The organism is Methanolobus sp. ZRKC5 (genome assembly GCF_038446525.1).
GTDB lineage: Archaea > Halobacteriota > Methanosarcinia > Methanosarcinales > Methanosarcinaceae > Methanolobus.
Map to the genome: position 1 here is coordinate 581129 of NZ_CP151792.1, position 13995 is coordinate 595123.

Consider the following 13995-nt stretch of genomic DNA (forward strand, 5'->3'; position numbering starts at 1 on the left):
ATAGACCTCATAAAGTGATTTTTAAATCACGTATGAGAATAAAAAAAGGAAAAGCAGGGGGAAGTGATAGTTCCTGCTTATCCGAATATCTTTTTCTGAAGGTCAGGACCCAGTTCCTTTGCTACATCTACCATTGCCTTCACGGTCGAAAGAGGTCCTCCTGGAGGAATCTCACAACCAGACGTCATTACATACTTGGATTGCAATCCACTCTCCTTGAGTACGGGGAGCACACCTTCAAGCAGATCCTTTGTGTCATCCTTTATCTTCTGAACACCTGCAGGAGTATTATCCATGAACTCTATCGGATTGAGCTCTCCCATCATACAACATGTATCACCATATTTTGGAATTAGGTCTGCATAGTTCTGTGAACCCTTGCCTCTTAGCTTTGGATAGTATGCGTAGCTGAACAACTGAGTTCCGAATTTCTTGATCTGTGTGTCAAAGTGTACTGCATCTGCACAGTTGTGTATCATGTAGGGCTGGTCGTATTTCTTGAATATTGGCAAATGCTGGTCATGTACGAACTTTCCATCGAACTTCCAGTAGTCCTCCTCGCTCATGATCACATTGTTGGACCAGAGGTTATCAATACACAATGCATTACAGGCACTTTCTTCAAAGAACAGTTCAGACACCTGGCAGATGTAATCTGTACATTTCTGGACTGCTTCAAGTACCACATCAGGATGTGTCTTCATGTCCATCAGGACACGGTCTGCACCCATAAGTTGGGTAAGGGTAAGCAGGGGACCTTCATGGAATCCGACAAATGGTGTATCAAGTTCCTTGTTAAGTTTCTCAGTAGCCGCCTTGGAAGCCATTATAAGCTCATAGGCACGAGTACCTTCCTTAACCTCAGGAACTTCTATACTTTCATATGCCTCAAGGTGTCCTTCGGATGAAGGTGTGTCATCTTCAGGGTACTTGATCTTGCATCCAAAGTCAGCTGATGTTGCAGAAAGGTCGATGAGCCCTACGAACATGTCCGTATCCAGATATTTGGATCCCAGGTAAGCACTCTCAACGAACGCATTGATGTCAGTAGCATACTCCTTGTAGTTGACATCGGCAAATTTCCTCAAAACTCCACAGGCTAGTGGATATACCGGTAATCTGTCGACCTTTTTATCGCCCAGTGAAGCCAGGGTCCTGTCCATATGGGTCATTTCTTCTTTCGTCTTGACAGCTACACTCTCAAAATCTGCAATTATTTGCTTTGCAGTTTCCAGACCTACATCTGTCTTTCCTTTTACCGTCTTTTTAGACAGAATCTCTCTGTATTTGACCTTGCCAAGTGAGATTTTCTCCTCGCTCCATCTCTGTTCAGCAGGGGCAAGTTTGCTTACTGCATCCTTTGCCCATTCCGTAGCTGCAAGGGAATCAGGATGTGTAGAGTCTGCACCAATCTTTTCTGCGAATTCTGGGGAAACAGGTGCTCCTCCTATCATGACTATAAGGGAATCTCTGATACCTTCCTCCTGCAGCATCTCAATTACCCTTTCCATGTTGGTCATGGTAGTTGTCATTAAGGCACTCATGGAAACCAGGTCTGCTTTCTTCTCCTTCGCCACTTCAATGAATTTCTCGACTGGCACATCGTGACCCAGATCAATCATATCAAAACCGGATGCGGACATCATTGTCTTGACAAGGTTCTTTCCGATATCATGGACATCTCCCTCGATGGTTCCTATAACACCCACGGAACGCTCTGCTCCTGCCTCTACTTTCATATGTGGGGTCAGTATATCCATACCTGCATACATGGCACCAGATGCGATGAGCAGGTGTGGCACAAAGGCTTCACCCTTTTCATACTTGTCACTTACAATGATCATTCCTTTTGCAAGTCCGTCCACAATTGCCTCGTAAGGATCCACTCCGTCTTCAAGGGCTTTTTGTGCAAGTTCTTCTGCAAGGTCGTCGTCACCGTCGACTACAGCTTCCGCTAATTGGTTCAAGATTGCTGCTTTCATAATTTTCCTCCAAAAGTTAGATTGGTTTTTACAGTGATCTTTCATTTCTCACTGTTAACAAAGAACAGTATTTTAGTTGAGGTATATATCATAACCTCCGGTTATTTATTAACGCCGTTAACATCAAAAACCACACATTATTTTGAGTGGGGTCGTAATCCTATGAATGAACGCCCTATAATTAACGCCGTTAACAAAGGAACAGAACTCCAATAAGATTAATGACTTTAATCAAATCAATGGCTTTGATCTGATGAATGCAAAAGTAAAACGCATTCATGCAATATATTTCAAAGTCAAAACAAATAGAATTATTCTGGAGAAAATATCTCCTATATGATTGCCGAATCTCAGATACCTGTAACTTCTTGTGACATCTTTCTGAAGAACTGATACATGTCTTCTCCCCACACCAATGCGTTCATTTCAAAACTCATCATAGCATGATTGTGAAACATGCCGTTCTTATAGAACAAAGTCAATGAGAGGAATCTGTCTGTTACTACACTGGATGCAAAACCTATATCGTCTTTGCACACAAAAAGTTCCGTATTTTCCATCCCGAGATAATCCTGCAATTGTTCGAAATACTCCGTTTCAAATCTTTCAAACACAGGCTCCGTTATGACGAGTGAAATTCGGACACCTTTTCTGGCAAGTTCAATGTACTTATAGGGATAAGCTGGACTGAATGAAGAAGAAATTTCCATGATGTATTTTGACTGTACGAGATTTTCAGTGAACCTTTTCGGTAATTCATACATGCGATTAAGTTCCGGCTCAACAACTTCACAGGAACCCAGTTCTTCTATTCTCTCAAGAAGATATATCGGAATATTTTTAACTTTATGATTTTCCCAGTATTGTTTATTATCTTCGAAGACCATTAAGATGTGTAAAAGAGGAACCATTTTTTTTACGATCACCTCTCCAAAACTCGAAAGCCTGTAATAATCATTTTCATAAAGTATTATACCCTGATCGATGAGGATCTTAATCTGTGTCATCATGGCACTGGAAGTGACATTGAGTGTATTTTTAATCTCATCGATGTTCATAGGTTTTTCTATCAGCAGGATGAGCAGATCTTTTCTTTTGTCGGATAGAAAGAGAATACCTAACAAAGCTAATTTCATTTTATCATCTCACGTTTTGACAAATTGTGGGAATCATCTTCCACAATACCCATTGGAAGCCTTATGTGGAATATAGTTCCTTTACCCTTTTCACTTTCGATCCATATCTCGCCTTTATGTGCAAGGATTATATCCTTACAGATGTACAGACTGGATTCAAGTCCCTGATACATTCGACTCAGTGAGTCCTCCACCTGGTAGAATTTCTGGAAGATATGCGGTATAAGGTCTTTCTGTATACCCGGTCCTGTATCACTTATCCTCAAGTGTAGATGGTCACCTTCTTCACTTACATCTATGTTTATCCTTCCACCTTCAGGAGTGAATTTGATTGCATTATCTATAAGAATTATCAATGTTTCCGTTAGTTTGTCCTTATCAGATCTTATTGCCGGCAGCCCATCGGACACATCCACTTCTAAAGTAATTTTTTTCTCATCTATCAGCAGTATCAGATTCATCACAGCTTCTGATATCAGTTTGTCCACTTGTGTCCTGGAAAAGGTATATTCTATCTTTCCTGCTTGCTCCTGGCTCATATACAGAAGTGAATTTACCAAGCGTTTTAACCTTGCAGAGTTGAGCAATACGGAATTGATAGCCTTTGCCTGTTGGTCATCAATTGCCTTGATCATCTCATCATCAAGGACACTACGCCCTGAGTACTCAGGGCCGTATATCTCTTCCAGCCTTTCTGCAATGAATTCTGTTTTCATCCTGCTGATGGACCTTAGTTCCTCATTTGCCATCTTTAGTTCATCAGAATATTGCTTTAAGGCATCTTCTATTTGTTTTCTTTGAATGAGGCTCCACATGCCCTGCATCAATAAGGTAAGCTGGCGTAGATCCGATTCATTGTATTCCTCTACTTTATTGCCAACACCTGCAACGGCAACTATATGGTCACCATCGATTATCGGGATATTCATGTGCCTTGTAAGTTCCACGTGATCCCCGGGGTATCCTTTTTTCATAGGATTGGGAAGAGAGTAATCATTTGTTATTATGGGTTCACGCTGCTTTACTGCTTCACCCCACAACCCGGTGGTCTTGATAGGATATACGAAATGTTTGTTTTTTATACCACATTCCTTCATGGCACTTTTCGACCAGGAATGCATGATGAGCGCAGTTTCATCAGCATTCATAAATGCAAGATATCCAAGTGTACTTTCAGTAAGTCTCACAGCTTCTTCCCTTGCAAAATCCGTGATCTCTTTTAAAGAGGCACCGGTCATACTGTTAAGTTTAACAAGCGCTTCAAGCCTTTCCTCTTCAAGACGACGTTTCCTTTCGGCCCTTTTGCGCTCACGGATGTCTCTGGCGACTGACAAAATGGTTTTTTTCCCGTCATAGATTATGAACCGTGCACTGACTTCCAGCGGTATCTTTCTACCATCCTTATGTATCGCCTCTGTCTCATATATCGCTCTTCCATCCGTTTCAATCTCCTTCATAAGTTTTGATACGCGGTGTACATCTTTTGATGGAATAATGTCTGAAGGATATGCTCTTAACATCTCATTCTTGCTATAACCCAATGTATCTACTACAGCTTGGTTCACAGCGATTGCTTTCCCATCGAGTTCGCTGATATATATCTGGTCGTTTACATTGTTGAGAATGATCTTGAGTTTTTGTTCAGATTCAAGAGCGCTGTCTAATACCCTCTTGTTGTTTATTGCGATAGCTGCGAGATTGGCGTTTGCTTTAAGAATATCGAGCTCTTCTTTTGCAGGTTTGTGTGGCTTATGGAAGTACATTCCGAAAGTCCCAAATATCTCATCATTCGAACTTATTATGGGCTCACAACAACTGGCCCTCAGGCCTGCCTTAGCCGCAAGTTCCTTAAGGCCTTTCCAGAAAGGATGCTCCATTATGTCTTCTACAACAACCCTTTTCCCTGTGTAAACAGCTGTTGAACAGGAGCCAATGCCGTCACCTATGGGTAGCCCTTCAATAGCTTTTTTGTAGAAATCTGGAAGATGAGGAGCAATAACATGAATCAGATGTTTCTTTTCCTTGTCCAATAACATGACAAAACTTATTGCTTCCGGCACAATTTTCCCTGTTGATTTCACCAGACGCATAAGGACCTCATCCAGAGTTGCACCCGAAGCCAGGGATTCAAGAACTTGATTGCGGCAATCAATAATTGCTTCCGAGAGCTTTCGCTGACTTATATCCAGGATGATGCCTTCATAATACTGGATATTGCCATCCCCATCCCTTCGAATGATGGTTCTATCATCAATGCACCTGGTCTCACCTGATGCTGTCAGTATCCTGTACTCCTGGATGAAATTATCAACATCTGTTTCAGAGTATTCTGTAACTTCTCTACGTACACGTTCAATGTCATCAGGATGGATAATGTCGTCATGCTTTAATCTACCCGAAAGGAAATCCTCGGGTGAGTATCCAAACTGTCTGACATTCTCTGAGACAAATTCTACTGGCCACCCGCTTTCTGGTCTCCATATGAAAATTGTTACAGGGCTGTCATTAATTACTTTTGCAATTTCTGAATTTACGTCGAGCTGTGCCATTTATTACCATCATATAATTGTATCAACTAAATGCTTTGAAATACTTTGGAAATATATCAATTACTTAATGTATAATATATTAAATGGTCAACGGAATACTGTGTACTCAATATCGAGCAATATCAATCATTAACACAACATAGTCAAAATTAATGAAAACTTAGTTCAAAGCTCATCCTCTGAGTTGCGCACAAAATAACCGAAACGTACATGATTTTTTGCAAAAGCAAGGCTCAAAAAACAATCTACAGGGAACTGCCCAATGTTTTTAAGTGGGCCTAACCGGATTCGAACCGGTGATCGCTCGGTTATGAGCCGAGCGCTCTAACCTGGCTAAGCTACAGGCCCAGTATGAAAAGAAGATATGAAGCGCCGCAAACAGGGCTCGAACCTGTGACATTCTGGTTAACAGCCAGACACTCTACCAACTGAGTTATTGCGGCCTCAGCATGGCGCTCACGCGCGAATCCTTCTAATGCAGTTATTGCTTTTAAACCTTTTGATTGCACCTACATTTTCGCCCTGTTTTTTGACAATATATGATGATATCTCATAATGATGATAATTATATATTGTTAGATGTATACGTTCCAGTAGAAATTGAGGGGTCGAAGTGCCTGATTCATTTATATAAGGTCACACTCGTTGATTACATACGCAATTTATTATAAATAATTATGCAGCATGGTTTCTACAAACCCCGCCTTACTGCCCGAGCCGGACGTTAATGAACTCACCGCAATGCGGGCACGTTTGCCTATCGCCCAACTTATTCACTTCAATACCGAACATTTCCCTCTTGATGAGTAATTCCCCGCATTTAGGACAGAACGTATCTTCATAATCAGTTCCAGCAATATTTCCCAGATACACATAATTAAGGCCTTCTTCCTTGGCAATACTAAATGCCATCTCAAGGGTTGCTAGCGGAGTAGAAGGAAGATCCTGTAATTTGTAATAAGGATGAAAACGGGTAAAATGAACAGGAGTATCAGCACCGAGATAATCATATATCCACTTTGACATTTCACGAATCTCCTCAGGCGCATCATTGAGCGTTGGTATAACAAGGTTCACGACTTCCACATGCATACCCAGTTCTCTTGCATACTTTGCAGACTCAAGAACAGGAGCCAATTGTGCACCTGCAATTTCCCTGTAGAACTCTTCCGTAAAAGCTTTTATATCAACCCTGAAAGCATCCAGATACGGAGCTATCATTTCCAATGCTTCCCTGGTAATGTATCCATTGGTAACATACGCAGTTACCAGCCCCGCCTTTTTTGCCAGTATGGCACAGTCATAAGTATACTCAAACCAGATAGTTGGCTCATTATAGGTCCAGGCAATGACTTTTGCTCCGGAGCTTACAGCTCTTTCAACAGCCATTTCAGGACTCATTTCAATGGCAGTTGCCTCATCTATATCGATCTGTGATATCGTCCAGTTCTGACAGTGTTTACACCTAAAATTACAACCGATGGTCCCAAGGGAATAAGCTAATGAACCCGGATAAAAATGGAAAAGCGGTTTTTTCTCTATGGGATCCAGTGCCTCGCTTGAAACAACATTATAGTTAAGCGTATAAAGAGTGCCTTCCCTGTTTTCCCGCACCGCACAGATTCCCCTCTTTCCAGATGATATTTTGCATCTGTGGCTGCAAAGATTGCACCGTACCTTGCCATCATCAAGTTTCTCATAAAGCATTGCTTCTTTTATCATCAAGAACCCCTGATTAAAAATGCGACTTCATCATTGATGAATGTAAGCTTCAAAGCTTCTGCAAAAGAATGCAAAGTATGAACTGGTTCTCAAACCAGCAGATTCACCCTTGCATCAAAAAGTGTCTTTGTTACATTGAGCTTAATGTCTTCCCCGGCACTGCCTTCAAGGAATAATACAACGGCAGTATCGTTTGAGGTTATGGAATAATCTGCAGGATCTATGCCCGCATTATCCACCATCGTCAAAAAGAAAGTTTCCCATGAAGACGGATAGGATGTTTCCATTGTCATAGTCACATCTGTAAAAAGTATGCCATCCCAATATAAAGAATCAGACCCATTCGTCCTGATGTTCAGTTCTTCCACAGAATTACTGCTGATACTTCTCTTTGGACCATTGATGTCTATTACGTTAATATCCATAGTTATATTTGTACCAGTGTCGGTCATTTTTACATCGATCTGAGGTGCAAGGCGCATTAAAGAATAATCCTTTTGTGAGATTAACAGGGCTCCGTTCTCATACACAAATTGCTGGTCAACAAAATAATTATTATCAGACATATAGCTAACAGATCCCAGATCCAGAAGCATTGAATCACTGTTGTAAATAAGACCAGGCGTGGTTGCCCGAATATTCATACCAAATTCATCTTCATTTATTGCCAGTCTTCCGCTTGATTTGCCGGAACTGAATATAGGCAAAGATCCGCCTCCCATTTTAATGGGTATGCTCACTAAAAGACTTGTAGAAGGCTCAGTCCTGGCATAAGCGGACAGAATATCAACTTCATTTTTCATCTCTGCCATATCATAAAAGACATCGTCCATATGAGATTGTTCTGCAGTGGTTTTCCACTCCGGGATATACTGCACATTGATAACTGTGATGACAGATACAAATATACCCAGGAGAAGCACAGCAGAGACTACAGTCGAAATAGCATTTTCAGAAGATATCATTATTTTAGTCCTCATTCCCATCAACCTTCCTATTTGCCATCACATCTTACGGATTTGTCCTTGTGTAGTAGTCTGCAATATCTGCTTCTGACAGTGTAACATTATAGACCTCCACCTCATCGAGGTAGCCCCTAAAATAATAATTATTGCTACCGTAGTTCTGTCTGCCAATCCAGAGTTCGTTGTTGTTAGAAGCCAGTGGAACACCATTCATAGAGTGATCTTCAATGAAAGTGCTATCCTTATAGAAATTCACATTGCTTCCATCAACCACCACTCCTATCTGGTACCATGTGTTGGTTTGCAGGTCCATCCCCGTGGTTTGAACATAATTTGAACCACTATTGTCCCATTCTAAATACAGTTCTCCACTGCCTGCAAAAAGGTCAAAATTATCCTGGTCATCCATACCCTTTCCAATTATCGAAACATCATTGTCTGTATTCAGCCTCATCCAGAAAAGGATACTCATATTCTGATCGAAGTCAAGTGAGTCATTGTCACTAACTGCAAGATAATCTCCATTTCCATCAAAGCGGATAGCAGTTTCGTTTATAGCGGTATTAGTCCAGTGTGCGTTAATGACCTGTGCATCATTACTCCCAACACCATCGTAAGCAATTGAACCGGAATTCTCATCGAACTTCCACCTTGATACAGGAGTCAATGAAACATCTTCAACCGGAACCATTTCCGGAACAGAGTCTGCATACAACTGCAGTATTTCAGCGGAGTCAAGTGCTCTGTCCCACAGTTTTACCTCATCGATGGTCCCTTCAAAGTATCTGTTAGGAGAACTGTCACCCCATCTTCCCATGGACCACCTATCAGCACCACTATTGAATGTAACTTCTGTTGACTGAGTACCGTTTATTATGCCATTAAGATAGAGTTTCCGGTCTGTGGAAGAATTGAAAACTGCAACGACATTATACCATTCTCCATCGTTAACAACATCTCCTTCTATAGTCCTGATCTGAGTGTTTCCTGCCATCAGTCGAACTCTTCCATCTGGACTCACATATATCCCATAATAAGAATTCGACAAATCAGAGTCTGCCAGGTTGACAACTGCCTGATCAGTTCCTGAATCCGTTGTTTTTAGCCACAAACTAATGGTAAACGGATAATCATCGACTATACGGTCATTGGTCTCTACATAATCATTGTTACCATCAAATTCCAATGCAGTTCCATTGATACCTGTTGTCCAGCTGGCCTGGAAAATGTTACCATCATAACCACTAACAGAATCCACAGCAATTGTACCTGAATTCTCATTAAGTTTCCACCATGCAAGGTTTCCACCTGTTGTGGAGTCATTTGACCCTGATGATCCGGAACCCGAATTCATCCCAATTTCATCGCCAAGGAGTGAGCCGCTCTCTATAACTATATTGGAACTGGTTTGCAGTAGTATCGTACCGACATAATCATTTTCATTGATCGTTGTGTTCCACAACGAATCAGTGTCAATTATTATAGTCTCTCCCAGATGCCAGCCATTACTTCCAAGCAGCTGCACTATCTGAGACGATGAAAGTTCCCTGCGCGTTCCATTGAGGTTCAGGATTATTTTGACATCATTAATATCGATATGCTCCCCACCTGAATGCCTGATATAGATCGTATCAGCATCCACATCCACCCACCCGTCGATGTTAGCATGCACTTTTTCACCTGCATCCATATAAGAGAACACGAACACGGCAATTATTGAAAATGCGAGCACAGCTATGGCCGTCATCAGAATCTCTCCGATAATCTCGGAAACTGCATTTTCGTCCCTTACGAATTTATTTATTCGTGCTCTTGTTCGTATGCACATATTTACCTCATATGAAAAATGCGAATAACAGGTAAGCTATAGACATCATGATTATAGAATGCTTGAAACCCGAATGAATATTTCCACTACCCATTTTTCCTGCGACAAGTCCGGAACCGAAACCCTGGATCATAGCTGCATGGAAAAATAACAAGGTGTACTTTTCAAGATCAAAATCAACTATAAAAGCAACCCCTTCAAGCCCACCTTCTGCGGATGCAGGCATAGCCGGCAGGAAGTAGGCTGCAAGAATGTAAACGATGAACAAAAACACCATGAACGATATGTAGATTATAAACACATAAACAAACATTTCTGCATTGCGCTCTTTCTTGAGCTGTCTCTGCATATCAGCATCATGTGCTGCTATTGTCAGCACACTTTTGATATCACTTGTAGCTTCATTGGCCTTGATGATGAGATTGATTATACGCCTTGTCATATCAGTGCGAATTCTGAATTCAAATTTTTGCAGTGCATCGTCCAGTTTTGTTCCCCATGATATGTCATTTACAAGACGTTTCACCTCAGAATGCAAAACTCCCATCTTTAGCTGCATACTCATGACAATAGCATCCACAAGAAGAATGCCAGCTTCGTTAATACTTGCAAGGTTGTAGAGAAAATCCGGAATCGTGGATTCTATCTGCTTTATACGATAACTGCGCACCTCATCGAATATAATAAAAGGAATCAACATTATTAGCAAAGCGATAAAGAAATAATCATCGATAATACTTATTGTCAGAATATTGAAATTGTTAAAGTATATGAAATTTGCAATATTGATGAAATCATTTACCGTGTAAAAGAAATAAGCAACTGACACCGGAATAGTGATGAACAATATATATGAAGGCTTACTTGCAAAAAAGTTGAAAGGATGCAGGAACTTATCCGCCACTCTGATGAAATGGGAGTAGTATTTGATTATTCTCCTCTTTTGCTCTTCACTTTTATCTCCTTCCTTTATGGGCACATGCAGGAAATTATGCAGCTTTTTTTCGACTACATAAAAATCAGGTATTTTGGGGTTATCATTGGTTAGCGAATTAAGAAGCACCAGAAAAAGAACTGTCCCTATTGGGATCACAATGTATACTATAAAATTCAGCATACCGGATGCACTCGGATTCATAAGCCCCAGAACCACAAGTATAGTAATTAGGAAAAGAGGACCTGCAACAAAAGCAGAGATATAAACTTCCGCCAGTACTCCCAGCGTTTCAAAGAATATTTTCTGTTCCTTAGTAGCAGTCAGACGATATTGATCATTTTTTGCCTTGAGATAAGAACTGACATCCCCTCCACTTGAGACAATTGATGTAAGACCATCCAGAAAATCCTTGAATTTCTTAGAAGGAGTCCGTTGTCCCGCTCTGTCAATTGCTTTTAACAGGTCAGTACCATAATACTCCATATCTTTAACCATAAATCCTATTTCTTCTGCAGATGCACCATAGATATGGTAGTTCTCTGCCAGGGATTTCATGATATCAAGAAGATTAAGCCCGCCTCCCCGACTCATAGCATAAAGATATGCCGTAGTATGAGGAAGTGATTGATTTATGAGTGTGCTCCGGACATTAGCCTGCACTTCAGGCAGTGACATAAAAATGTAGTAAGTAAGATAAGCAGCTATTATGAAAAAAACAGCGCCAAGTCCGCAACTTACCAATAAATGAAAATTATTTGATATCCAGAGCGGGGTATTTTCAATTCCCAGCATAAATGGCCTGACATCACTTAAAAAGTAATATCCAGCTAATATTCCAACCAGGCCAGCTAAAAAAGCCATTAAAAGAGAAAAAAAGTATATTTGAGCAATATATTGCTCGATGAGGATTCCCATACCTGCTTTACGCACCATGGACCTCTGCGCTTCATATCGGTGAATATGTTTTCTTACATAATTACCAAATATCAAATGTGCAGCAGAATCTATGATATTCATTCAAGACACCTACATGCTCTGTTCAATTAGTTCATCCAGAGTATGGTTTTCAATTGCATCAAGAACATTTTCCGGATTTGCATCATATGCCTGTACAACCAGGGATATGCGTACATAGTCCCTCATTTGTTTCTCGCAGAGATATTTGAGAATAAGTTCCCTTCTGTTCAGCTCTTCTGATAGTTTATTTCTATCCCAGCCTCTTGAAGTCATGACCTTGTTAAGAGTATATGAATCTCCATTGCGAATGAAAGTGTCTGTTAGAGGATCCCATCTGTAGAGCTCATTTATACGTATGTACCCTGTCTTTGTATCTATCCCTGTGAACTCCACAAGACTCTGCGTTCTGCGTACCCTCTGGTTATTCACAAAAGTTTGGACCTGTATACTAAGTATATCCAATGATTGAAGCATGACATGCGGTACGTTAAGAGGAGGACTGTCAAGTCTGTTGACAACGGTCTGCACATCACCTGCATGCATGGTTGAATAGGTTGCATGTCCTGTGGATATGGCCTGGAAAAGTGTCAGTGCCTCTTCACCTCTGATCTCACCTACAAGTATATATTCAGGTCTTTGTCGCAGAGCTGATCGCAATAGGTCATACATGGAAACCTCGCCAGCACTATTGACATTCAACGGTTTACGTGTGACACCTGCAATCCAGTTGTCATGGTGCAATGTCACTTCTCGTGTATCTTCTATAGATACGACCTTTGAGAGCGGAGGTATGAAAAGAGAAACTGCATTTAGAAGGGATGTTTTACCGGATGCTGTGCCTCCTGCAAATATAGCACAATCACCATTTTCAATGGCAAGCCAGTAATAAGCCATCATTTCAATGCTACAGGTTTTGTAGTTAATAAGATCTATAGGGGTGATCGGATCGCCCCTGAATTTCCTGATAGTAAAGGAACTTCCCCTGGTAGTGATCTCTTTACCAAGAGTTGCCTGTAAACGGGAACCATCGGGAAGGGTTGCATCCACCATAGGCTCGCTTACTGAAATATGCTTGCCACTTTTCTGACAAAGTTTTATTACAAGAGAATTAATCTCCTCTTCACCAAAAGAAACGTTTGTTTTAATGTTACGATACTTGTTGTGGTACATGAAAATGGGTATGTTTATACCATCGCAGGAAATATCTTCTATATTAGGGTCAAGCATTAGTGAATTTATGCGGTCATGACCCAGAAAATTACGCTTCAGGTAATAGAGAATACGATAAGTAGAAGCTATTTTAATATTTGCATGATAGCGATTAAAAAGTAAGGATGCTTGTTCCATCAGTACTGTTTCTTTATCCCTCGAAGAATTTACCCCACCAATACTCAGAATATCCTGCAGGTCATCATAAACTCTTTCAAGAATATCTTTTTCGTATAACGTAAGCATTGGCTCAGCAACATAGTAAAGATATACATTCCCTTTCACAAGGATCGAAATAAAAGAATATGGCTCATTTACCCAATATCGCTCAACTTCTTTGAACCCATCGGGAATTTCAAAATCTACAAGTAAACCATGTAATTCAGGATCATAATCAGGGAATTTATTTCGGGGATGCCTTAACTGGTGAAGTCCGGACTTGATGCGGTCTAATAATTGAGAAAGTTTTGCAGGGTTTCCTGTATTTGACCCGGATACCATACCAGGGCTGGTTTCTTCTGCACCTTTGACTTCAGATTCCGGACCTATCATCGATTATTATATAGATATATCTATATAAAAACCCTTTGTTATTTTACTTATATAATAGTGGTTCAGAGTAGTTAGTTCTAAAATGCAATCAGATATGAAAAAAGAAGGGACATAATAATCCCATGATCAGTTTATTTCAGGTATATAGGCTCATAGGG

General features: G+C 40.7%; 8 protein-coding genes and 2 tRNA genes. All 10 read right to left on the bottom strand.

Translation table 11 applies throughout. The features are described from left to right. Positions 1 to 77 precede the first annotated feature (77 nt). The 10 genes from WN948_RS02590 to WN948_RS02635 all read right to left on the bottom strand — a co-directional run bounded on the left by WN948_RS02590 (position 78) and on the right by WN948_RS02635 (position 13837). Entirely contained in the window at positions 78 to 1982 is a 1905-nt protein-coding gene (locus tag WN948_RS02590) for a methyltransferase cognate corrinoid protein (protein ID WP_342305436.1), read from the bottom strand. A 350-nt stretch (positions 1983 to 2332) separates the two neighbouring features. After that, entirely contained in the window at positions 2333 to 3118 is a 786-nt protein-coding gene (locus tag WN948_RS02595) for a winged helix-turn-helix domain-containing protein (RefSeq protein ID WP_342305437.1), read from the bottom strand. Next, positions 3115 to 5667, bottom strand: coding sequence for a GAF domain-containing protein (locus WN948_RS02600; RefSeq protein WP_342305438.1), 2553 nt, complete (start codon positions 5665 to 5667; stop codon positions 3115 to 3117). The genes WN948_RS02595 and WN948_RS02600 overlap by 4 nt, the downstream gene beginning before the upstream one ends. A 273-nt stretch (positions 5668 to 5940) precedes the next feature. After that, positions 5941 to 6015, bottom strand: a tRNA-Ile gene (locus WN948_RS02605). Between the two features lie 22 nt (positions 6016 to 6037). Then, positions 6038 to 6110, bottom strand: a tRNA-Asn gene (locus WN948_RS02610). A 262-nt stretch (positions 6111 to 6372) separates the two neighbouring features. Beyond that, positions 6373 to 7389, bottom strand: coding sequence for an AmmeMemoRadiSam system radical SAM enzyme (gene amrS / locus WN948_RS02615; RefSeq protein WP_342305439.1), 1017 nt, complete (start codon positions 7387 to 7389; stop codon positions 6373 to 6375). 89 nt (positions 7390 to 7478) lie between these two features. Further along, the gene (locus WN948_RS02620; RefSeq protein ID WP_342305440.1) at positions 7479 to 8369 is read right to left on the bottom strand and encodes a hypothetical protein; all 891 of its coding nucleotides are present in this window, start codon (positions 8367 to 8369) and stop codon (positions 7479 to 7481) included. Positions 8370 to 8400: 31 nt separating this feature from the next. After that, positions 8401 to 10182 (bottom strand): LamG-like jellyroll fold domain-containing protein, encoded by a 1782-nt coding sequence (locus tag WN948_RS02625; RefSeq protein ID WP_342305441.1) that lies wholly within the window; start codon positions 10180 to 10182, stop codon positions 8401 to 8403. 7 nt (positions 10183 to 10189) lie between these two features. Continuing rightward, on the bottom strand, positions 10190 to 12136 hold the full coding sequence (locus tag WN948_RS02630; protein WP_342305443.1) for a type II secretion system F family protein: 1947 nt from the start codon (positions 12134 to 12136) through the stop codon (positions 10190 to 10192). 9 nt (positions 12137 to 12145) lie between these two features. Then, the gene (locus WN948_RS02635; RefSeq protein ID WP_342305444.1) at positions 12146 to 13837 is read right to left on the bottom strand and encodes a type II/IV secretion system ATPase subunit; all 1692 of its coding nucleotides are present in this window, start codon (positions 13835 to 13837) and stop codon (positions 12146 to 12148) included. Between the last annotated feature and the right edge of the window lie 158 nt (positions 13838 to 13995).